This is a genomic window from Thioreductor micantisoli (assembly GCF_055392745.1).
In genome coordinates this window covers 1,638,049-1,662,849 of record NZ_AP043760.1, presented here as the reverse complement: position 1 = coordinate 1,662,849, position 24,801 = coordinate 1,638,049, and the positions used below count along the sequence as shown (strand labels likewise).

The 24,801-nt window shown below is 26.2% G+C and carries 17 protein-coding genes; 8 read left to right on the top strand and 9 right to left on the bottom strand.

The annotated features are described in order from the left end of the window. Positions 1-130: 130 nt before the first annotated feature. From ACZ5OA_RS08865 to polA, 5 genes are all read right to left on the bottom strand, one after another. Positions 131-991 carry a PDC sensor domain-containing protein gene (locus ACZ5OA_RS08865; RefSeq protein WP_464907490.1) on the bottom strand — a complete coding sequence of 287 codons (861 nt, stop codon included), beginning with the start codon at positions 989-991 and terminating at the stop codon, positions 131-133. Between the two features lie 117 nt (positions 992-1,108). Beyond that, entirely contained in the window at positions 1,109-1,372 is a 264-nt protein-coding gene (locus tag ACZ5OA_RS08860; RefSeq protein WP_464907489.1) for an EscU/YscU/HrcU family type III secretion system export apparatus switch protein, read from the bottom strand. A gap of 198 nt (positions 1,373-1,570) precedes the next feature. Then, on the bottom strand, positions 1,571-3,622 hold the full coding sequence (locus ACZ5OA_RS08855; RefSeq protein ID WP_464907488.1) for a tetratricopeptide repeat protein: 2,052 nt from the start codon (positions 3,620-3,622) through the stop codon (positions 1,571-1,573). Then, positions 3,619-4,236, bottom strand: coding sequence for a hypothetical protein (locus ACZ5OA_RS08850; protein WP_464907487.1), 618 nt, complete (start codon positions 4,234-4,236; stop codon positions 3,619-3,621). Before ACZ5OA_RS08850 ends, ACZ5OA_RS08855 begins: the two co-directional genes overlap by 4 nt. 31 nt (positions 4,237-4,267) lie before the next feature. Then, on the bottom strand, positions 4,268-6,886 hold the full coding sequence (gene polA / locus ACZ5OA_RS08845; protein ID WP_464907486.1) for a DNA polymerase I: 2,619 nt from the start codon (positions 6,884-6,886) through the stop codon (positions 4,268-4,270). Between the two features lie 41 nt (positions 6,887-6,927). Here polA and ACZ5OA_RS08840 point away from each other — a divergent pair, with 41 nt between their 5' ends. The 5 genes from ACZ5OA_RS08840 to ACZ5OA_RS08820 all read left to right on the top strand — a co-directional run bounded on the left by ACZ5OA_RS08840 (position 6,928) and on the right by ACZ5OA_RS08820 (position 13,648). After that, a complete protein-coding gene (locus ACZ5OA_RS08840; RefSeq protein ID WP_464907485.1) occupies positions 6,928-8,802 on the top strand; it encodes a WD40 repeat domain-containing protein in 1,875 nt (624 codons plus the stop codon). Continuing rightward, complete coding sequence (locus ACZ5OA_RS08835; RefSeq protein ID WP_464908344.1) at positions 8,756-9,055, top strand: hypothetical protein; 300 nt, start codon at positions 8,756-8,758, stop codon at positions 9,053-9,055. Before ACZ5OA_RS08840 ends, ACZ5OA_RS08835 begins: the two co-directional genes overlap by 47 nt. Positions 9,056-9,229: 174 nt before the next feature. Further along, a complete protein-coding gene (locus ACZ5OA_RS08830) occupies positions 9,230-10,783 on the top strand; it encodes a 2-isopropylmalate synthase (RefSeq protein WP_464907484.1) in 1,554 nt (517 codons plus the stop codon). Next, positions 10,783-11,580, top strand: coding sequence for a 3'-5' exonuclease (locus ACZ5OA_RS08825; RefSeq protein WP_464907483.1), 798 nt, complete (start codon positions 10,783-10,785; stop codon positions 11,578-11,580). The genes ACZ5OA_RS08830 and ACZ5OA_RS08825 overlap by 1 nt, the downstream gene beginning before the upstream one ends. A 40-nt stretch (positions 11,581-11,620) precedes the next feature. Next, complete coding sequence (locus ACZ5OA_RS08820; protein WP_464907482.1) at positions 11,621-13,648, top strand: EAL domain-containing protein; 2,028 nt, start codon at positions 11,621-11,623, stop codon at positions 13,646-13,648. 37 nt (positions 13,649-13,685) lie between these two features. Here ACZ5OA_RS08820 and ACZ5OA_RS08815 read toward each other — a convergent pair whose 3' ends face one another. Together ACZ5OA_RS08815 and ACZ5OA_RS08810 are read right to left on the bottom strand one after the other, a co-directional pair. Further along, entirely contained in the window at positions 13,686-14,078 is a 393-nt protein-coding gene (locus tag ACZ5OA_RS08815; RefSeq protein WP_464907481.1) for a Fur family transcriptional regulator, read from the bottom strand. A 32-nt stretch (positions 14,079-14,110) separates the two neighbouring features. Further along, the gene (locus tag ACZ5OA_RS08810; protein WP_464907480.1) at positions 14,111-14,815 is read right to left on the bottom strand and encodes a peroxiredoxin; all 705 of its coding nucleotides are present in this window, start codon (positions 14,813-14,815) and stop codon (positions 14,111-14,113) included. Positions 14,816-15,043: 228 nt separating this feature from the next. Between ACZ5OA_RS08810 and ACZ5OA_RS08805 the strand changes: the two genes are divergently transcribed. Further along, a complete protein-coding gene (locus ACZ5OA_RS08805; RefSeq protein ID WP_464907479.1) occupies positions 15,044-16,123 on the top strand; it encodes a hypothetical protein in 1,080 nt (359 codons plus the stop codon). A gap of 52 nt (positions 16,124-16,175) precedes the next feature. Here the strand turns inward: ACZ5OA_RS08805 and ACZ5OA_RS08800 are convergent, their stop codons facing one another. Then, positions 16,176-17,657, bottom strand: a complete 1,482-nt coding sequence (locus ACZ5OA_RS08800; RefSeq protein WP_464907478.1) for a DEAD/DEAH box helicase — start codon at positions 17,655-17,657, stop codon at positions 16,176-16,178. Between the two features lie 322 nt (positions 17,658-17,979). Between ACZ5OA_RS08800 and gltB the strand changes: the two genes are divergently transcribed. Both gltB and ACZ5OA_RS08790 read left to right on the top strand, forming a co-directional pair. Next, positions 17,980-22,407, top strand: coding sequence for a glutamate synthase large subunit (gene gltB, locus ACZ5OA_RS08795; RefSeq protein ID WP_464907477.1), 4,428 nt, complete (start codon positions 17,980-17,982; stop codon positions 22,405-22,407). 3 nt (positions 22,408-22,410) lie between these two features. Then, positions 22,411-23,775, top strand: coding sequence for a glutamate synthase subunit beta (locus ACZ5OA_RS08790; RefSeq protein ID WP_464907476.1), 1,365 nt, complete (start codon positions 22,411-22,413; stop codon positions 23,773-23,775). Between the two features lie 35 nt (positions 23,776-23,810). Here the strand turns inward: ACZ5OA_RS08790 and galU are convergent, their stop codons facing one another. Further along, positions 23,811-24,641, bottom strand: coding sequence for a UTP--glucose-1-phosphate uridylyltransferase GalU (galU, locus tag ACZ5OA_RS08785; RefSeq protein ID WP_464907475.1), 831 nt, complete (start codon positions 24,639-24,641; stop codon positions 23,811-23,813). Between the last annotated feature and the right edge of the window lie 160 nt (positions 24,642-24,801).

The window sequence follows — 24,801 nt, the reverse complement described above, 5'->3', positions numbered from 1 at the left end:
TGCTCTCTTATACTTTAATATTGCTTTTTATTAAATATATTGGCTTGTTTTTATTCTTTACCTACTAAAAAGTTAAAAGGAAATGTAGTTATAGTTACACTAAATAATATTTAAAAATATTTGAGTTTTATTATTCTTTTGTAATTTTTGTCAAAAATATTAGTACAGCTAGAGATAAAATGATAAAAGATACACCACCCATTAAATAAAGGGCGTTTATCATTTTGTCATAATTATGAATTGAAATTTTAAATACGACTATCAGTGTTTCAATAGAAAGAGCAATTAAAATTGTTATTAAAAATTTTGTTAATACTTTAATTTCTATTTTTGATTCTTTTGAATAACTTTTAAAAAATACTTCTTGCTCTAAAATAGTTTTTGCTAAATCAAATACAGCAAGTCCTAGTGTAGTTGCTATAATAGGTTTAAAAATTCCATCAATATTTATATCACTACCTTGTATAAAATGATTTATAAAGTTATATCCACCATAAATGATTGTTGAAATTGCAAGTATCATCATAAAAAATCCTGCAATAAAATAAAAACCTTTAATAATTTTACTAAAATAAATATGTTTTTCTATAATCCCTACGCGTTCAAGTAGTTTTTCTAAATCAAAATCTAAAAATATTATATTATCTCCATCTTTTTTTGAAACTGTAATACAAAGTGTTCCAGTTGAGCTTTGATAAGGCTTTGTAAAAGCAAAATTATTATCTTTAATAATAAGTTTATTTATAAGATAACTTCTATCTTTATTTTTTTCATCATTATCATTGTTTTTTTTATATATATTAGGTGAAATTTGGATATTTGTTTTAGCATCTACTACATAAACTAATTCAAGAGATGTAAAAGTTAAAAAAAGTTGTTTATAAAAATAATCTGATTGATTTCCTAATTCTCCTAAGCTTTCAATACTGTTTTCTATAAAATTTTCAATTTTTCCTCTATTTTTAATATAAAGATCAATATATTCTTTCAAAAGATATCCTTTTAATGTTTTTTATATTAAAATTATATCTTATGAATATCTAGGAATAATAAAAAAGTTGTCTAAAAATTAACCATATAAATGATTTTTCAATTAAATTTTTAGTTATTATTTTGAGATTTGAGCCTTTTCTTCAGTTTTATGAAGCCAAATAAAAACTTCTACAACAGCTTTATATAACTTTGGAGGAATCTCTTCATTTACTTCTACATTCATAAGCATATCAGTTAATTGGGCATTTTTAAATATATTTATATCATATTCTTTTGCTTTTTCTAAAATTTTTTTAGCAATTTCACCTGAACCTTTTGCAATTACTTTTGGAGCATTATTTTCATATGCTTTATATTGCATTGCTACTGCTTTTTTCATTAAAATACCTCCAATGATTGTTTACACAAAGGCATCCAAGTTTTAGATTTTTTAAGTTTAATACATTTTTGCAGATATATTTTTTTACCTGTCATAGATGAGAGCATATAATATGCTTTTGCTTTGTTATCTTCATCTATATTTAATTTTAATATATTTTTCAGTACTTTGATTGCTTCATCTGTTTTATTTAATTTTTTAGCTTGATTCTACGAAAATAAAATCAATCTCAGGAGATTGAATAAATGTATGATATTTTTTTTCTAATTCTAATATTTTTTTAGAATATGTATAAGTCATTAAAGTATTATTTGTTTTTTGTGAATATAAAACAATTTTTTGGAAAATATCTATATTTTTTACATTATCATTATTTAAAAATTTAGTAGCAATACTTAAAAATTCTTTTGGTTGATTTGAATTATAATAAGCAAAAAATTGTTTATATCTGAATTCATAGCAATTTGTTTTTTTAAGATTACAAATATCATCAATAATTAAAGCTAAATCTTTATAATCATTTTGAACTTCGAAAACTTTAGCTTTATTTATTAGCCATTTTAATACGATTTTATTATTATTTAAAATCAAATATTTATTTGGAATTTGGCTTGCGAGGTTGAAATCTCTTACTTTATAAGCACATTTAAATAATGGTTCATCATATTTTTTCTCTAACTTAATATTAAACTTTTTATATACTTTGATTGCTTGAATACAATTTGATGTATTTAAATCTTTAATCACACTGAATTTACCACTATTTATAATAATAGTTTTATTTATATCAGTTGTATTTAAATCTAAAATTTCTTTATATCTTTTTAATTTATACAAAAGTTTAACTTTACTTTTTAGAGCTTTTTTAGCTAATTTATTATCTTTATATTTTTTTATAATTTCATCATATCTTTGAAGCATTAAAGTCAAATTATTATCTGGTATTTGAAATAAGATTTTATTTTTTATACTTTTCATTTCTCCTGCAAAATCTCCATAAGGTAATTCAGCTAAATATTTATTTATAAATTTCATTGATTCTTTAAAATTGCCTATTTTGTAGTTCCATTTAGCTAATCTATACATAAGAGGCTCATATAAATCATTTTGAATATAAATTTTGTTAAGTAAATTATTTCCTATTTCAGTGGCTAGTTTATACTCTTTATTATTAGCAAGATCATTAATTAATTGATATGTTTGGTGTATATCTTTAAGTAAATATTCTTTATTAGCTTCATATAATTTTTTATAATATTTAAGCGCTTTTTTTACTTTTCCTTCAGCTAAATATCTTTGACCTAAACGAGATGCTGCAAGCGAAGCAACTTCCAAATCTTTTGTATTTGCAAAAGCCTTTTTATATAATGCAAAAGCTCTTTTATTATCCCCAGCACTATATAATTCATCAGCTAAATAAATCATACCTTTATAAGCATACTTAGTTCCTTCATATTCTGTAAAAAGTCTTTCATACATATAAGTAGCACTTTCCATATCTGCATCATTAGCATAATTTTTTGCTAAAATTAATATTATTTCAGGTAGATGTTCATTGAAAGCATATTTTTTTATCCACTCATTTGCTTCTTTTATTACTTCATCATTATTACTTTGTTCATCAAGAAGTTTGATTTTTAAATATAAAATATCAGATACAAATAAAGATTTTGGATAATTAGCTAAAAATTTATCTATTCTATCAATATCTAAATTGTTTTTTTTATATTGTCTAAGAATAGAAAAATATTCTACTACATCAGCAGTTTGTGTATCATAATTTATTGGATTACCATTTTCATCAATTGCACCAACAAAAGGTTTTATATCAATTTCTAGAGGAAATTTAAGGCCATTTATTGGTTTTTGATAAATTAAAGGAAGTTTGTTTTTATAAGAAATAATAACCCATTTTTTTGCAATACTCAGTGATTTTAATCTTTTATTATAACCTTCAAATAGATTTTTTTTAAAAGCTCTAATAATAGATTTGTTTTTTGCTTGGATTTTTATATAAAAACTATTTTTATCAAAAAATGGAGTTAGTTTAAATGCGACACTTTTTGTCGAAAAAACAGGAGCTGATGGGAGTTTGTTGAATTTACAAATATATATATTTTTTTCTTTTTGTTTACATATAAAAGGATTATTATTTGTTATATTTAATACAGAATAGTCATTTACACTATTTACTACTATTTCAAGTGCGAAAAGAGGAATAATTAAAAAAAAGGGAATTATTTTTTTCAATTTATTTTCACTCTTTCGAAAGGATATTTATCTGTTTTTTCACAAATCACGCCAAATACACCTTTTAAATTATCATCTAAAATTACATTTTTATTTTTTGAATTTACTGAAATTTTGTCATTATTGATTTTATTAGCAATTTTAAATTGATTACTTATTAAAATATCATCATTTTCACACTCATCTAAATAGACTACACTTCCATTAAACTCTTCTATATCTTCAATTTCATCTAAATTAGTGTTATTTACAAATTCATTTACTTTAAATTTTTTTCTAAGTAAATTTGCAAGTTTTAAAATATTTTCTTTTTTAGGATGAAGTAAAACATCTCTACCTATGATTATTTCATTATCTTTTTCTAGTTTTTTTTCAATCATTTCTAAATCAAATTCATCAAAATTACTTTCACTATATAAATATCCAATGTCTAGCTCATTAAAATACTCTTTTAATTCATCATTTAATTCATCATAAATAAAATATTTTACCATTAAAGCGATAACTGCTTCTTCTGCACTTGGCTCATAAGTTATTGAATTTTTATATTTTACAGGATGTAAAATCACATCTGCATTGCTTTTTGTAGGCAAAATTCCTATTGATATTTTCATTATTAGCCTTTTTTGATTTAATTATACCAAATTATTTAATTTCTCCCCATCTTTTTGCTTTGCTAACTCCCACTTTTAAAGGTACTTTTAGTTTGAATATATTTTCCATAATGTTTTTGTAAGTTTCAATGTCTTCTAAATTATTTGTTTCAAAAATTAATTCATCGTGGATTTGTAAAATCATATCATTATTGTTTAATTTTTCAATTTCAAGCATAGCAAGTTTAATCAAATCAGCAGCACTTCCTTGAAAAATTGTATTAACTGCTTCTCTTTCGAAATTACTTGCCATAAAGCTATTGACTGTTTTAAAATCAAAAAATCTTCTTCTTTTTAGAAGAGTTTCGACATATCCTTGTTTTTTCACAATTTCTTTTTGTTCATTTAAAAAGTTTTTCACAGTTGGAAATGAAGCAAAATATTTTTCTATAAACTCTTTTGCTTCTTTGTTGCTTACATTGATTGTATCTGCTAATTTTCTAGCACCCATTCCGTAAATAAGCCCAAAATTTATACTTTTAGCTATACTTCTATGCTCTTTTGCATTTTCCTCACCAAAAATTTTAATAGCAGTTTCTAAGTGAATATCTTTGTTCTCATTAAAAGCATTTATCAAAGTTTTATCTTCACTAAAATGTGCAAGAAGCCTAAGTTCAATTTGTGAATAGTCTAAACTAACAAGCCATTTACCCTTGCTTGCAATAAATCCATTTCTTATATTTATTTCTTTATTTGTAGGTATGTTTTGTAAATTTGGATCTTTACTTGAAAGTCTTCCAGTAGCTGTACCTGTTTGTAAAAAGCTTGTGTAAACTTTTCCATTTTGATTATGTACTTGAAGAGGTTTTATGTAAGTTGATTGAAGTTTAAAAAGTTCTCTATATTCCAAAAGTTTATGAACGATTGGATACTTTTTTAGAGAATTTAAAACAGCTTCATTTGTGGAATATCCCGTTTTTGTTTTTTTCTTAGCGGGGAGTCCAAGCTTTTCAAATAGAATAAAAGCTAATTGTTTAGTGGAATTTATATTAAATCTTTCTCCTGCTAATTCATAAATCTCATTTGTTAAATTTTCTAGTTTTTTCTCGAGTTTCTTTTCTAAATTTCTAAAATATTCTATATCGATATTAATTCCTCTATTTTCTATATTTATAAGTATATCAATAAAAGGAATTTCAACATCTGTTATCTCTTTTTGAATTTCCTTACTCCACAACATAGGATAAAGTTTTTCATAAAGTTTTAGAGTAATATAAGCATCTTCACTTGCATATTTACTTGCTTCTTGTAAAGAAACACTCGAAAAGTTTTCACCTTTTTTAACTGTATCTTTGAAATGAATCATTTCGTGGTCTAAATATTTTTTACTTAAAGCATCAAGTCCTACTTTTTGATCTGGGTTCAAAATCCAAGCTAAAAGCATTGTATCCATAAAAGGAATAATTTTTTCTACGCCATATTTATAAACTAAGTTTAAATCAAATTTTAGATTATGACCTACTATTTTTTTTGTAAATAACTTTTTAATTGCTTTTAATGCACTCTCTAAAGATATTTGTTCTTCTACTCCTAAATAAAAATGATTAATTGGTACATAATAAGCATTTTCACCAAAGGCAAAACTAAATCCTACTATCTCTTTGTCTCTATCAAGAGAAGTTGTTTCCGTATCAAAAGCCACTATTTCATTATCTATAGAGTCAATTATAGAAAATAACTTCTTTTCATCAAGAATTAATTCATTTGGTACTTTTATTTTTTGAATTTTAGGTGCGGATGTAGGAATAATCATTCCTTCTTTTTGAACTCTTTCTATAATTCTATGCATATCCAAATCCATAAGCTTATCTGCAACTTTTATGATAGGATTAATTTTAGGAAATTTGAACTCTTCTAGATTGATATTTTCAAATAAATTAGGTTTTAGAGTTACAAGTTTTCTGCTTAAAAAGGCATTTTCTTTTCCTTCAATAAGTTTCTTTTTCATAGCACCTTTTATTTCATCAATATGCTCATATAGATTTTCTAATGTATGGTATTCGTTTATAAGTTTAGCTGCAGTTTTGAGGCCTACACCTTTGACACCAGGGACATTATCACTACTATCTCCAAGAAGTGCTTGAAAGTTTATGAAGTCTTTTGGATGAACTCCAAATTTTTTGTAAGCTTCTTCTTCATTTATAAATAGTTTTTTACGTGGTTCAAAAATCACAACTTTGTCATCGTCAATTAATTGATACATATCTTTATCGTGAGATACAATAATTGTTTTTATATCATTTTGTTTAGAAATATTTGCAATAGAAGCAATGATATCATCACTTTCATAGCCATTCATCTCTATTGATTTAAACCCCATTTCTTTAATGAGTTCTAAAACAATTGGAAGTTGAGTCTTCAAATCTTCTGGTGCTTCGGGACGATTTGCTTTATACTTGGGATATATCTTATTTCTAAATGAAGGTCCTTTGGAATCGACAGAAAATAGGATATAATCTGTTTTATAATCTCTTCCTAAATTAGAGATAAAGTTCATAAAACCGGTTATCATACCCGTTGGAGTTCCATTCTTAGCTTTTAAATAAGGTAAGGCGTAATAGTTACTAAATAAAAATCCAAAAGTATCGATGATGGTCAAAGTTTTAGACATAAAAAACCTTTTTTTCAGATTATATCAAAGCAAGGAAAAGAATGCAACCATTAAAAATTTTTAATATCAAAAGAGCAATTAGTAAAGTTAAATATACTTCTGAAAGTCGGCTTATAGTAATTGATGAAGATAATACAGTTAGAATATTTAATTTGAATAATTTGAAGCTTGATGGTGGATTTAAAATAAAATTACCTAAAAATAGAGTATTTGCTAATAATGTTGATATTAGTAAAAATGGTGAGTATTTAATATTTACAGTTCCTAAAACAAATAAAGCAATTCTTTGGCAAACAAATACAAGAAAGCCAAGTGCAAATCTTGGATGGCATAAAGGGGAGATTGAATCTGTTGCTTTTGATGAACAAAATAAATATGTAGCAACTGGTGGAACAGATGGAAGAGCATATATTTGGAATGTAAAAACTGGTAAAATGGTGGGGGCATTAGCTCCACATGCTGATTATGTAACAGCTATAGGTTTTAGTAAAAATGGTTATTGGTGTGCTACGGGAAGTTATGATAAAACTATTTCTATTACAAATATTTCTTCTATGAAATTTGCTTATAAAATGAGAGTTCATTCTACGATGGTAACAAAAATTAAATTTTTAAACCATTTTAAAATGCTAAGTGGAGATAAAGAAGGTAATTTAATTGTAAGTGATTATTCAAAAGGAAAAGTAATAAAAAGAGTTCCTAAACTTCCAGATATAGCTTTAGATTTTACATTTAGTATGGATGAAAAATATATGTTTGCTGCTACAAAAAATAAAAATATATATCTATATGATATGGAAAAATATGAGTTAATTACAGATAAATTTATAAATGTAACATCTACTATAACATCTATTGATTTTGTTCCTGAAATGATGTATTTAATTATAGGAACAGTTGATGGTATTTTATATATTTATGATCTTTTAGCAGATGAAAAACAACTTGAAAAATATATTCAAGATAAACAATATGCTGAGGCTTATAATTTAGTAGATGAAAATCCATTACTTAAAGATACAGTATTTTATTCTAAATTAGAAAAAATTTGGGAAGATATACTAGTTAAAGCTCAAACTCTTTTAGAACAAGGGCAAAAAGATATAGTTAATCGAATTTTAAAACCATTTATGTCTATTCCTTCAAAAAGAATGTTTATTCAAAATTTACTTAAAGATTTTTCAGAATTTGATAAATTTAAAATTTTAGTCACTAAAAAGAAATATCCACTTGCATATTCACTTGCAAATAACTATCCATCATTTAAAGAAACAAAATATTATAAACATATGGAAAATGAGTGGAAAAAGTCTTTTAAGATGGCAAGACAATTAATTTTTGATAAATCTAAAGAAGATTATGTTAAACAACTATTGATGCCTTTTAGAGGAGTTTCAGAGAAAACTGCTCTTATGCAATCACTTTTCAATGAAAAAGAGATTTATTTATTATTAAAACAAAAATTATCAAAAAAAGATTTTAAAGGCTTTTTTGAGTTAATAAATAGATTTCCATTTTTAGTAGACTTAGATGAATATAAAGAGGCTTTAGACTTTGGAAAAAAACTTTTGAAAGCTACTAATAATTATATTAAAAATGGAAATTATGCTAAGGTTTTACAATATGCTAATGTATTAGAAAATTTTCCGATGTATAAAAAAGATGCTAAAGAATTTTTTCATAAAGCAAATAGTTTAGTTAATTTTATGAGTTATATCGCAAATAAACAGTATGATAAAGTTTATGAATATGTAAAAAAAGAGCCTTTTTTAGAAGAGATAGAAGATTTTAAAAATTTGGAAGATGAATGGCAAAAAAAAGTTTCAATAGCTGAAGAATATAGCTCAAAAGGTGATGTAACTCATATAATTGAGACTTCTAAAGAACTATACGAAGATAAAAGAAAAACTTCCTAAAATAGGAGAACTTATAAAATCTGCTTACTTGTATCAAATACTAGAAAAATTAAAAACAAAAAATATAGATAATAAAATAATACAAAAAGCGTTTAATAGATATATAAAAATATTTGGAATTGATCCTGAAATAGGAAATATAATAGAATTTGCTAAAAAAGCTGGATATACATTAGGCTTTTCAAATATAAAAGAGGGTGATAGATTTAATTGGTGGCATGAAGAAGAATTACCATCTGATATATTTTCTTGACAAAGGAAAAAAATTATTATATAATAATTTAAAAAAAGGAGTGAATATGGCTAATCATAATAATAAACACTTTCCATTTTTAGCTTATTCACTCTTGCTGCTTGTCTTCTAACGAAAAAATTTAATAAATTTAGATATAATCATACTATAAAAACGATAATTTAAGGATAAATAATGAATACAATTAAAATATTTGATACAACTTTAAGAGATGGAGAACAAAGTCCTGGATGCTCTATGACAATTGATGAAAAAATAAAAGTAGCAACTCAACTTGATAAATTGGGAGTTGATATTATTGAAGCTGGGTTTGCAGCAGCTAGTCCAGGGGATTTTGAAGCGATTTCTAAAATTAGTGAAGTTGTGAAAAATTCTTATGTTTGTTCTTTGGCAAGAGCATTAGACAATGATATTAGAAAAGCCGGAGAAGCTGTATCAAAAGCAAATCACAAAAGAATACATACATTTATAGCAACAAGTCCTATTCATATGGAATATAAATTAAAAATGACGCCTGATGAGGTTATAAGAAGAGCAGTAAAAGCAGTGGAATATGCAAAAACATTCGTAGAAGATGTAGAGTTTAGTTGTGAAGATGCTGGAAGAAGTGAAATGTCATTTCTAAAAGAGATTATAGCAGCAGTTATTGAAGCTGGAGCAACAACTATAAATATTCCTGACACAGTTGGTTATACAATGCCTTGGGAATTTGGTGCTCAAATCAAAGAGTTAGTTGAATTTGTAAATAATAAAGCAATTATTTCAGTGCATTGTCATAATGATTTAGGTTTAGCAACTGCAAACTCTATTCAAGCAGTTAAAAATGGAGCAAGACAAGTAGAATGTACAATTAATGGAATTGGGGAAAGAGCAGGTAACGCGGCACTTGAAGAAGTTGCTATGATTATGAAAACAAGAAAAGATATTTTTAGTGATGTCAAAACAAATATAAATACAAAAGAAATTTATAAAACAAGTAGATTAATTACATCAATTACAGGAATTGAGCCACAACCAAACAAAGCGATTGTAGGTAAAAATGCTTTTGCACATGAAAGTGGAATTCATCAAGATGGTGTGCTTAAACATAGAGACACTTATGAGATTATGAGTGCAGAAGATATAGGGCTTGAAAAAAACAATTCAATTGTTTTAGGAAAACATTCTGGAAGACACGCTTTTAGCGATAAACTTAAAGAGCTTGGATATGAATTAAGTGAAATTGAATTAAATAAAGCCTTCGATAGATTTAAACTTTTAGCTGATAAGAAAAAAGATATTTTTGATGAAGATATAATTGCAATTATAAATGATGAGATGATAAATCACAATAAAATGTATGAATTAATTTCTCTTCAATTAGCTGATTGTTCAAATGGACTTGCAAGTGCAGCTGCAAGTGTGAAATTTGAAGATAAAGTTTTAACGGACGCGGCTATTGGAGAGGGAACTATTGATGCGGTATTTAAAGTAATTGATAGAATTACAGGTTATTCCGGGGAACTTATTAGTTATAAAGTTGATTCTGTAACTGAAGGGAAAGATGCATTAGCTAAAGTTACTGTAAAAGTGATTTTTGATGAAAGCAAACCGGCAATTTTGGGTCATGGGCTAAATATAGATACAATGACGGCAAGTGCAAGAGCATATCTAAATGCACTAAATAGTTTTTTAGTTTCAAAAGATTTATTAACAAGTTGTAAAGTTTCATATAAAGATAAAATCTAATGCTTCCAGCAAAAACAAGAATGCTTCAAAAAGCAACTGTTTTTAATAAGCTTACAATTAATGATAATTTTGAGAAAATGGCAAAAGATAAGTCATTTTCTTCAAAATTTCCTACAAAAAGAGAAAATCTATTTTTTAGAAATTATAATGATTATTTGATTTCACTTGTTGATGATGAGGTGGAAGATTTTAAATATATGAGTATGCAAAAGGCTTTTAGCTCAAAATATATTCTTGAAGTTTTTAAAAAAGATTATGAATCTTTGCCTGAGAGTAAAAAAGCAAAAAAAATTGTTGTTTTTGATACAGAAACCACTGATATTTTAGGTTATATTATTTCGTATGCGATGGTAGAATATGATATGATTACCAGAAAAATTACAAAAGAAATCCACGAATTTATAAATCCAGAGGCAAAAATAAATCCTGAAGCTTACGCGGTACATAAAATAAGTGCTGAAGATGTAAAAGATAAGCCTGTTTTTAGAGATAAAAGAGATGAAATTTTAGAAACTTTAAATAATGCTGATATGGTAGTTGGACATAATGTCTTGTTTGATTTTGGTATTTTAAAAAGAGAGCTTGAAAGAGATAAATATCATACAAATCATTTAGATGTTCCTATTTTTGATACGATGTATTTTTCAGTTGATGTAGTTGAACTTGAAAAAAAGAAAATGCCAAGACTTGAAGAGTGTGTGAATTATTTCTTTGGTCATCAAAATGCTGGATATCACGATGCTTTAGAAGATGTAAAAATGACACTTAAAGTGTATGAAAAGTTAGTTTTTGGATAGTAAAAATATAATATAACATTAAAAAGTATAAAGGATATTTATGAAATTATCAAAAGAATTTAAATTAGCAACATTTGGAACTTTTTTTTTAACAATTATATTTTTTTTAATATTTCAAATAATTGATGAATATAATGAATACAAAGAAGCAGTAACTCATGCGACGAATAAATATAGTTTAGTAGAAAAGAAGAAATTAAAAGAAAAAGTTGATTTGTTTGCTGAGCAATTTGGATATATCTTAAATAATATAAAGGCTCCACAAGAGCTTAAAATTAATAATTTTAAAAAAATATTACAAAATTATAATAAAAATCATCTAACTGAATATGTCTTTTTAGATAATGAAAAAGGGGTTCTTTTAGTTCATCCTGATAAAAGATTTGTAGGTGTTGATTTATTAAAATCAAAAAATGAAAAATTAAAAAAAGAAAAAGAAAAACTAATAAAAATTTCTCATTCTAAAAATCATTTTATATCTTATGAATGGATAAATCCACAAACGAATAAAAAAGAACCTAAAATATCATATGTTGTAAATATTAAAGACTCTCCTTATTTTATGGGTTCAGGTATTTTTCTTGATAAGATAGATGAAATAAAACAAGTACAAAAAAATAGACTTTTAGCTGAATTTATTGAAAAAACTATTATATTATTATTCATTATTTCTATTTTATTTGTTTTAATTTATTTATTATTAAATCAGATAAAAAATAGATTATTCAGTGATTTAAAAGTTTTTGAAGATTTTGTAAAAGAAGAGAAAATTGAAAAAAATAGACTTTATTTTGATGAATTTAAAGAATTAGCTTCTAAGATAGTAGATATATTACATCAAAAAACTAAATTATTAAAAGAATTAGAACATAAAACCTACTATGATTTATTAACAGAATTTCCAAATAAAGTTAAATTAGAAGAAGATTTAGAAAAATTAAAGCCAAAAGATTTTATGATTGTTGATATTAAAAACTTTTCATTAGTAAATGATTATTATTCAATTGAAGTAGGAGATTTAGTATTAAAAGAATTTTCTAAAACTTTACAATCTATTTTACCTAAAAGTTGTAATTTATATAGATATAGTGCAGATGAATTTATTGTTTTAAATTTTGGAGAAATGTCATGTAGTGTTTTAATTGAAAAGATAAATAATTATTTTAAAGGAAAAATATTTAACATAAAATACAAAGATAAAATAGTTCCAATAAATATAGAAATTATAATAGCTACAGTAAAATATGGAACTAAAGAAAAAATAATGAAAAAACTTCATTTAGCTCTTTTATATGCTAAAAAGAATGATTTAAACTTTATTGAATATAATGAAAAAATGGATATAGAAAAACAAATTATTAAAAAATTTGAAGCAATAGATATAGTTAAAAAAGCATTAGAGGAAGATAGAGTAGTTCCAGTATTTCAAAAAATAATTAAGCCAGATATAAATAGTTACGAATGTCTAGTTAGAATAAAAGATGGTGATAAATTAATAAGTCCATATTTCTTTTTAGATGATGTAAGAAATACAGCTTTATACTTTAATATAACAAAAACAATGATAAGAAAAAGTTGTGAAGTTTTTAAAAATAGAAAAGAAGATTTTTCACTTAATTTTTCATATAAAGATTTACATAATGAAGAGATTAAAAATTATTTAATTAAACAAATAGAAAAATGTAATCTTAAAGGTAGAATAATAATAGAACTTCTTGAAACTGAAGCTATGGAAGATTTTAAAGAAGTTATTAAATTTATTAAAGAAATGAAACCTTATGAAATCAAAATTGCAATAGATGATTTTGGTACAGGATATAGTAATTTTAGTTATTTAGCAGATATTAAACCAGATTATTTAAAAATAGATGGAAGTTTAGTTAAAACTATTGATAAAAACGAAAGGTATTATACAATTGTAAAACATGTAAATGCTTTTGCACATGATCTTGGTATCCAAACTATAGCTGAATTTGTGCATAATGAAGAAGTTTATAGTACATTAAAAGAAATAGGTATTGATGCTTTTCAAGGATATTATTTTGCTGAACCAAAAGAAGAAATATAATATTTTAAATTTCCCGGCCTAAGGGCCTGGAAGTGAGTTATTTACAATTTTTACATATTCCATATAAATAGACTTCACTTTCATTAATCTCAGAAATTTCGCTTAAATGAGGATTACAACTTGTTTCTATTTCAAAGTCATAAATCTTTCCACACTTTTTACAAATAAAATGTCCATGGGGCTCTTTTTTTATTTCAAAATGTGATTTTTCATTTTGAGGATGAATTTCTAATAAAATTTCTTCATCTTTTAGTGTATGTATATTTTTATATACGGTTGCTAATGAGATTGATGGAAACTTTTCTTTGATATGTGAATATAAATCATCTATTGAAATATGTCCATTTTTTTGTATTGTTTGTAAGATTTCTAATCTTTGCGGTGTTACTTTTAGAGGAGAATTTCTTAGTAACTTTTGTGAATTTTTCATAATTTTTAGTTAGGTAACCAAGAGAAAATCTCTTAGTCAGCCATAATTTCTTCGATAGTTACATAATCACCAACTCTACCAGTCATTTGTTCTACATCAGTATTTACTGGTAATGTTTTTTTACCAGGTCTCCATCCAGCAGGACAAACTTCACCAGTTTTATAAGCATGTTGATGTGCTTTGATTTGTCTTACGAATTCTTTTACACTTCTTCCAACAGGTGGAGCTTGAACTTCTTGAGCTACTATTACACCATCTGGGTTGATTAAGAATCTTCCTCTTAAAGCAATTCCAGCATCTTCAATTAATACACCAAATTTTCTACTTAATTCATGTGTAGTGTCAGCTGCAATTGTAAGTTTTAAATCTTTTAGTAAAGGTTCAGTTTCAGCAAATCTTTTGTGACTGAATTTTGTATCTGTTGATACTGCTAATACTTCACATCCAAGTTCACCTTTGATTACATCTAAACTTGCATTCATAGCTGCAATTTCAGTTGGGCATACAAATGTGAAATCTGCTGGGTAAAAACATACGATTGACCATTTACCTTTGAAATCTTCACTTGATACTTCTGTATAGTGTCCAGTTTCTGCGTTATAAGCTTCTGCTTTAAATTCAGGTACATTTTTAAGTACTAATACTCCTGCTTGAGTTGCTTCCATTTTATTTTCCTTTGTTTCTGTTTGATTTGTTACTACTTTTTCAGTAGCTTCTACTTTTTTTTCACAAGCCATTTTAGCTCCTTTGTGATTTTGTAGTGGAATTATAATTAAAAAATAAAAAAATGTCAAGGAAAAAAATTATTATTTAATGAAATATTTTAAAAAACAAATTATTTATTGTAATCAAAATGTAAAAAATAGACTATACAATCCCTTAGTAAATAAAATTTTAATAAAAAATAAAGATTTTATAATAATTTAACAAATTATTATAAACATAAAATATAATAGGAGTATCTAATGTATGTAGATAAGAAAAAAATAAAGCCTTTAGTATTAGAAAATATCCGAAATCAAGGTGTAGTTCTTCTATCAAATCATAAAAAATTTATTAAAGAATTTAAAAAAAATTTTTCTAAATTATTATCTAAAATAAAAATTTTGGATGACGAAACAAAAGGTTTGTATGAAATATTAAAAAATGAAGATTTGTATGATATTATAATTACAAATTTCAAAAATGGATATAAAATAAAACGAATTATGCCACATAAAAAGGTTTTAGTTATTGATAATAAAGAAAATTTTGATTTTAAATATATAATTATTGATGAATTTGTATCTAAACCAGTCAAAAAAGTTGTTTTTTATAATGCTATGTATTCTTTAACAAAAGTTATTGCAGATGAAAAAGAGTCAATATATTATATTAATTCTTTAGAAGATGAAATATCAGAATTAAATAATAATATTTGTAAAACTTTAGATAAAAATTTTGATGATATGGATAAATTAAAAAAAGAGCTTTTTTCTTTTGTTAATTATAATTATTCTTGTGAACTTAATTCTTCTATAGATTTTATTGAAGAAAAAATAGACAGATATGAAAATTATAATATGAAATTTACACTTAATGATAATAAAAAAATAGATGCTGAGACTTTTGTATCAGAATTAAATGATATAGATTTTGAAAGAGTAGATTTGTTAAAATATAAATTAGGAAAATTTACTATATTTTTAAATAATGCATATGCTAAAGAATGTATAGAATTTTATGAACAAAAAGAATATATAGCATCTATGTTTAATGATTTATATCAAAATTTAAATAGATTGTATAGATTTGAAATTTTATCTATTATATTTAAAGATTTTTCAGATTTTATAAACAATTTAGCATTAAAAGATTTACAAAAAGCTAGTAATAAAGAGATGTTTTTAGATTCTTTAATTGTTATTGTTGATGATTTAATTAATTGGATTGATATAATTTTCTTTTTGAAAAGTACAGATAATGTAAATTATCTTGATGCTTCTTTTGCTAGTAGTTGTGAACAAATTAAAGAAATATTTAAAGATAAAGAAGTTATTTTATAAAAAGATAATATAGATGATTTAGAATTTTTTAATTTATAGAAAAGAAAAAGAATTATCTTCTTCTGTTTCTGTCACCACCACCATTTCTTGAAGATGAAGAGTTTCTACCACCTCTATCTCCACCATTTCTTGAAGATGAAGAATTTCTGCTTCTGTTACCACCTCTGTAACCGCCTCTACTTCTTCTTCCTCTATCTCCACCTCTGTCATTTTTAGCTCTTGATTCGATTTTTGAGATTTCACTCATATTTTTACCGATTTTTTCATTCCCGGCTATTTTTAATTCATCTTCAAGTAAAGTTGCAAGTTTATATGCAATTGTAGATAAATCATATTCTTCTTTTAATTTATCAACCAATTCAATTACTGTTTCGCTTACATCAGCTTTTTCAATTTTTTCAAGTAATTCGTTGTTTTTTTTACCTTTTACTTCATGAACAGAAGGGATTTCTTTTGCAGTAAGTTTACTTCCTACTGCTTTTTGAATTTTTAGTAATCCTCTAAATTCAGCAGGTGTTACTATTGATACTGCTAAACCTTCTTTACCAGCTCTTCCTGTTCTACCTATTCTATGAACATAACTTTCAGAATCAAATGGTAAATGATAATTAAATACATGACTTACATCATTTACATCAAGTCCTCTTGCTGCTACATCAGTTGCTACTAAAATTTCTAAATTTCTTTTGAAAGCTCTAATAGTTTCTTCTCTTTGTCTTTGTTCCATATCTCCGTGAAGACCTTTAGCTGCGTATCCTTGAGAAACTAACATAGTAGTAATTCTGTCTACTTCAACTTTCATTCTACAAAAGATTATTGCTTTACTTGGGTTTTTGAAATCTAATAGTCTAATTAACGCTTCATCTCTTTCGTACTCTTCAACTACATAAAAACTTTGTGTAATGTTAGCATTTGCCATTTCATTTTTTGTAATAGTGATGAATTCAGGATCGATTAAGATTCTTTTTGCTAAATCTTTGATAGCTTGTGGCATTGTTGCACTAAATAAAAGTGTTTGTCTATCACTTGGCATAAATGTGAAAATTTCTTTGATATCATCTAAAAATCCCATATCAAGCATTTCATCAGCTTCATCTAATACTACATATTTTGGTGCTATGTCAATTTTTCCACCTCTTAGTAAATCTAAAAATCTACCAGGTGTTGCAACTACTACACTTGCTTTTTCTATATGTTTTAGTTGTCTTGAATAACTTGATCCACCATAAACTGCTGCTGTAGTAATTCCTAAAAATTTTCCAAATCTAAAAATTTCGTCACTTACTTGATTGGCTAATTCTCTAGTTGGTACGATTACTACTGCTTCTACACTTCCGTCTAGTTCAAGTTTATTTAAAATTGGTAATCCAAATGCCGCTGTTTTTCCTGTTCCTGTTTGAGCTTGTCCTACTACATCTTTTCCAGCTAAAACAATTGGAATTGCTTGTTCTTGAATTGGGCTTGGCTCTTTGAATCCTGCTGTTTCTATTGCTTTTGCAAGCTCATTTCTCAAATTAAATTCTGTAAATGTCATTATTGTATTCCTTAAGTTTTGTGAATTAAAATTAATATTAATAATCTTTATAAATTGTGATAATTCACTTGTTGTTTATTTACCTTGCTCGGTAAGTAGATAATATTTTGAAGTGTTTCGTGAAGAAAATGCGTTAAGAATGTATCTTAAAAATCTAAAATATTCGGTTACTCACCGTTTGGTTGGCCGAATTATATCATAAAAAACTAAAAAAGAATAATTATTATAAAATTATTCTTTCGTGGATTGATATGAAGCAATATCTTATGGTATAATACTATAAGATTTTTTATCAAAAAAAGATAATTATTAAGGATATTGTATGAATTATAATGAAAGATTAACTGCTTTTAAGGATAATTGTGGATTTGGACTGATGGTTGATTTAAACAACATTCCAACACACAAAAATCTTGAAGATGCAATTATTGCACTTGAGAGAATGATGCATAGAGGTGCAGTTGCAGCTGATGGGAAAACTGGAGATGGAAGTGGTTTACTTTTATCGATGCCAGATTCTTTTATGAGAAAAATAGCTTTAACCAATAATATTGATTTACCTGAAAATTATGCAGTTGCAATGGTGTTCGCCAGTCATGATGAACAAATTGAAATATTTAAGCATATTTGTGAGCTAAATGATTTAAAAGTTGTATTTACAAGAGATGTTCCTGTTGATATAAATGCACTTGGTGAATATGCATTAAATAACTTACCTAAAATTGTTCAAATATTTGTAATTCCAAATACAATAATTGCTCAAAATAGATTTGAAGAACTTTTATATTTAACAAGAAAAGAAAGTGAACATAAAATTGATGATGAAAATTTTTATATACCAAGTTTTTCTAATAAACTAATTTCTTATAAGGGATTAGTTATGCCAACAACTATTAAACAGTTTTACAAAGATTTGAATGATCCGGAATTTAAAATAAAATTTTCACTTTTCCATCAAAGATTTTCAACAAATACTTTACCTCAATGGAAATTAGCTCAACCATTTCGTGGTATTGCACATAATGGAGAAATTAATTCAATTGCAGCAAATAGATTTAATACATTAATTAAAAGTGAGGTATTTAAATCATCTGTTTTTAGTGATGAGGAATTAAAAAAAATTCTACCAATACTTCAAAAAGGTTCTAGTGATAGTGCAAGTTTGGATAACATATTCGAATTTTTAATAGTAAATGGAATGGATTTTTTTAAAGCAGCAAGAAGTCTAATACCAGCTCCTTGGCAAAATGCCCCATATATGGATCCTGAACTTCGTGCTTTTTATGAATATACATCAACTTCTATGGAAGCATGGGATGGACCAGCAGCAGTTAGCATGACAGATGGTAGATTTTTAGGATGTATGCTTGATAGAAATGGACTAAGACCTTCAAAATATGTAATTACAACAGATAATAGAGTATTTATTACTAGTGAATATGGAACAGTTTTAATTGATGAAGATGAGATACAAGCAAGAGGAAGACTTAAATCTGGTCAAATGATTGGTATTGATTTAAAATATGGAAAAGTATTTTTCGATGATGATATAAATAATTATCTAAAATCTTCTCAAAATTATTTTAAATGGTTAAATAATCATATGCAATATTTACAAGAATATATTGAAGAAACATTTATAGATTTTAATGATTATAAAATAGATACTCTTTCTAAAAAACAAAGATATTTTAATATTACTTATGAAGTAATTGACCAAATGATTCTTCCAATGGCAAATGATGGGAAAGAACCTACTGCAAGTATGGGAGATGATACACCACTTGCAGCATTTTCAAATGTTCAAAGAAATTGGAGTGATTTTTTCAGACAAAAATTTGCTCAAGTAACAAATCCTCCAATTGATCCATATAGAGAAAATATTGTAATGAGTTTAAATACAGGGTTTGGACAAATTCATAATGTTTTGGAAGAAAAAGAAATTTATGCAAAAAGATTAAAAACTACTAGTCCAATTTTAATGAAAGAAAAATTTGATATTCTATTTGAGTTTGGTAAAGAAAAAAGTTCTTTTTATGATAGATATTATAAAAATAGAACTTTTAGTACGACTTTTAAATCTGATTTGAAAACAGCTCTTACAAATTTAGCAAATGAAATAATTCAAGCTGTTAAAGAAGATAATATTAGTATCGTAATTTTGGATGATAGAGATATTAGTGAAGAAACTAAATTAATACCTATGCCATTTGCTGTAGGATATATTAATCAGATTCTTTTAAAAGAAGGAATTAGACATAAAGTATCTATTGTCGCAGTAAGTGGTGAAGTATATGACCCACATAGTGCAGCAGTCTTGATTGGTTTTGGTGCAACTGCAATATATCCGTATATGATGTATGCTAGTGTTGTTGATTTTTATAAAAATAAATTGACTGACTATGAAATGAAAGAAAAATTAAAAAATACTCAAAAAGCTATAAATTTTGGTTTATTAAAAATTATGTCAAAAATGGGTATTGCAACAGTTGCAAGTTATAGAAATTCTGCACTTTTTGATGTGTTAGGGCTTTCAGAAGAGATAATTAAAGATTGTTTTAATGGAGCTATGTATGAACTTTGTGGATTAGAATATAGTGATATTGAAAAAAGAATTGAAAAATATCATTTTGAAGCATTTCATTCAAATGCGACAATGTTCCCATTAAAATTAGGAGGATTATATAAATATCTTGATAAAGGTGAATATCATGATTATTCGCCAACTACGATAAAAGCAATCCATAATAAAAAAATAAATCAAAATCAAGAAATTGTTGGTTTTAAAGAACTAAAAAAATTAGTTGAAAATAGAGATAAAAAATTTATTAGAGATTTTTTTAGATTAAAAAGTGATAGAAAACCAATATCAATTGATGAGGTTGAATCAAAAGAAAAAATTTTTAAAAGATTTGCAGCAGCAGCTATGAGTTGCGGTTCAATTTCAATTGAAACTCATGAAGCTATAGCAACTGCTATGAATACAATTGGTGCACAAAGTAATTCTGGTGAAGGTGGAGAAGATAAAACTAGGTTTAATACTATAAAAAATTCCAAAATCAAACAAGTTGCAAGTGGTAGATTTGGTGTTACTCCTGAATTTTTAGTAAATGCTGAAGAACTTCAAATTAAAGTAGCACAAGGTGCAAAACCTGGTGAAGGTGGTCAGCTTCCAGGTCATAAAGTAAGTGTTTATATTGCGAAACTAAGACATACAACTCCTGGAGTTACATTAATTTCACCTCCTCCTCATCATGATATTTATTCAATTGAGGATTTAGCTCAATTAATTTTTGATTTAAAACAAATTAATCCTAATGCCAAAATAACTGTAAAATTAGTTTCAACACTTGGAGTAGGGACAATTGCAGCAGGGGTAGCAAAAGCATATGCCGATAAAATTATTATTAGTGGTTCTGATGGTGGAACAGGGGCTGCACCTTTGACTTCAATAAAATATGCTGGAGATTCTTGGGAGCTTGGGCTTAGCGAAGCACATAATGCACTAAAAGCAAATGGACTTAGAAGTTTTGTTCATTTACAAACTGATGGTGGATTAAAAAGTGGAATTGATGTAGTAAAAGCAGCTCTTCTTGGTGCTGAGAGTTATGCTTTTGGAACAATGACTTTAACATTACTTGGTTGTAAAATGTTGAGAGTGTGTCATACAAATAAATGTTGTGTAGGAGTTGCAACTCAAGATAAAGCATTAAGAGGAAAATTCAATGGAACAGTTGAAAGACTTATAAGCTATTTTACATTTTTAGCAGAAGATATTAGAAAAATTCTTGCTAGTTTAGGGTATAAAAGTTTAAATGATATTATTGGAAAGAGTGATTTACTAGAAGTAATTGATGATGAATTTGCTAAAAAATTTAATTTTAATAATATTTTAAAAAGAATTGATGGAGTTGACACATGTCAAGTTGAATTTAATAATCCTTGGGATAAGAATTCATTTGAAAAAAATTTATTAGAAAAAGTTAGAGCAACTATTGAAAATCCTTCAAAACCAATAGAAATAAAAGCAACTATTGAAAATACAAATAGAAGTTTTGGTGCATTAATTTCTGGTGAAATTGCAAGGAAATATGGTGATAAGGGATTGAAAGAAGGTACTATTAGATTTGATTTAAAAGGTGTTGCAGGGCAAAGCTTTGGAGCATTTTTATCTAATGGAGTTGAAATTTATTTAAATGGTGTTGGAAATGATTATGTTGCCAAAGGAATGAGTGGTGGAAAAATTATTATAAATTCTCCACATCAAGGTAATATATTTAGTGGTGCTGGAAACACTTGTCTTTATGGTGCAACTGGAGGAAAAGTATATATAAGAGCAAATGTAGGGGAAAGATTTGCAGCTAGAAATAGCGGATGTAAAGCTGTTGTAGAAGGTACTGGAGATAATGCATGTGAATATATGACTGGTGGAGTTATAGTAATATTAGGTGAAACTGGTATTAATTTTGGTGCCGGAATGACTGGAGGTATTGCTTTTATTTATGATAAACATAAAACTTTTATGGATAATATGAATAAAGAATTAATTGAAGCACTTAGAATTGATACAGATGATAATGAAAAAGAAAGATTATATCTTAAAAAAATGTTAAAAGATTATTGTTTTGAAACAAATTCAATCAAAGCAAAAAAGATTTTGGACAATTTTAGATTAGAAATTAGAAATTTTTGGATAGTAAAACCTAAAAAAATGACAGTTTTACCATTAAATCCAAACGAGGGAGATTAATTTATGTTAGCTTTTACAACAATTGATAGAGTAAATGCTTCCAAAAGAAGTGTTGTAGAAAGAATTAAAGATTTTAAAGAAGTTTATAATTTGTTTGATAATATTAAAGCAAAAGAACAAGCTGATAGATGTATTAATTGTGGAGATCCTTATTGTCATAATAAATGTCCTCTTCATAATATTATTCCAGCATGGCTAAAACAAGTAAGTGAAGATAATCTAGAACTAGCTTTTGATATTTCAAATGAAACTTCACCGTTTCCTGAAATTTTGGGAAGAATTTGTCCTCAAGATAAACTGTGTGAAGGTGATTGCTCATTAAATGAAACCCATGGAGCAATTGCAATAGGTGCTATTGAAGTATATATTAGTGAAACTGGATTTGCGAAAGGACTAAAACCAAAATTTAGTGATAAAAAGATTGGCAAAAAAGTTGCAATTATAGGAAGTGGGCCAGCAGGACTTAGTTGCGCTACATTTTTACTTAGAAATGGTGTTAATGTGGATGTTTATGAAAGAGCTAATAAAGCAGGTGGACTTTTAACTTATGGAATTCCAGGATTTAAACTTGATAAAAATAGAATTGAGAGAAGAGTGAAGTTTTTAGAACAAGCAGGTGCTAATTTTATTTTAAATTGTGAGATTGGCAAAAATAAGTCTATAAAAGAATTAGTTGATAAATATGATGCAATATTTATTGGTATTGGTGCTAAAAAAGGTAGAAAGGCTGGAATTGAAGGTGAAGATAAACCAAATGTTCATCTATCAATGGAATTTTTAACAAAAGTTCAAAAAAAACTTTTTAATGAAGAAGTTGAAAATTATATAGATGTAAAAGCTAAAAATGTTGTTGTTATTGGTGGGGGTGATACTGCAATGGATTGCGTGAGAACTGCAATTAGAGAAGGTGCAAAAAGTGTAAAATGTTTATATAGAAGAGATGAAAAAAATATGCCTGGAAGTAAAAAAGAAGTTGTAAATGCGAAAGAAGAGGGAGTTGAATTTGTATTTAATGTAAGTCCTAAAAAAATTGTAGATAATGGAATTGTGTTAGAAAAAACTACTTTAACTAAAGCAGATGAAAATGGTAGAAAAAAAGTTGAAATTATTCCAAATAGTGAATATATCCAAAATGCTGATGTTATTATTTTTGCACTTGGATTTGAGCAAGAAAAACCTGCTTTTGTAAATGAACTAAATTTAGAATTAGATAAATATAATGGAATAAAAGTTAATAAAAATTATCAAACATCAAATAAAAAAGTTTTTGCTGGAGGGGATAGCGTAAGAGGTGCTAATTTAGCAGTAACTGCTACTTATGATGGTAGAGAAGCTGCTTTTGGAATTGTGAAATTTTTAGAAGTTTAAAATAGAATATTTTTAAAAAATAAAAAGTAAAAAATTTAAATATTTTTACTTTTTTGTTTTAATTGATTGTAAAAATGATTTGTAGCTTCAACAAATCCATCTACACTACCACAATCAAATCTTTTTCCTTTGAATTTATATCCAATTACCATACCATTTTTTGCTTGTTCAAGCAAAGCATCTGTGATTTGTATTTCTCCCGCGCGTCCAGGTTTTGTATTTCTTAAAATATCGAAAATATCTGGAGTCAAAATGTATCTTCCTATAATTGCTAAATTACTTGGTGCATTTTTAGGTTCTGGTTTTTCTACCATATTATTTATTACAAATACATTTTCTTCTATTTCTTTACCCGCAATTACACCATATTTTGAAGTTTCTTCTTTTGGTACTTCTTCGATAGCTACTATTGAGCATTTGAATTTATCATAAAGTTTTACCATTTGAGTGAGTACATTACCTTCGCATAAATCATCTGCTAAAACTACTGCAAAAGGGTTGTTTCCAACTAATGGCTCGCCTGTTAAAATAGCATGACCAAGTCCTTTCATTTCTTTTTGTCTAACATAAGTAAATGTACATTCTTCTATCATTTTAGTTGTATCTTCAAGAAGTTTTTCTTTTGATTTACTTCCTTTTATACTTTGTTCAACTTCTGGAGCGTGGTCAAGATAATCCTCGATAGCTCTTTTATTTCTTCCTGTTACAAATCCAAACTCTTTAATCCCCGCTTTGTTTGCTTCTTCTATTCCGTAATGAATTAATGGTTTATTTACAATTGGTAGCATCTCTTTGGGAATTGATTTTGTTGCTGGTAAAAATCTAGTCCCATATCCAGCTGCTGGAAATATACATTTTTTTATCATTCGCTTTCTCCTTATAATAAATGGTTCTGACTAAATAAACGAAACAACTGTTAATTTTAACGAAAAAAAAGCGTTAAAAAAAGTGTGCTTCAAACCCGAAGGGCGCTTGCGTTGACACTTTTTAGCTTTTTTGTAGTGTTAAAAAATTTGCATTATTGTT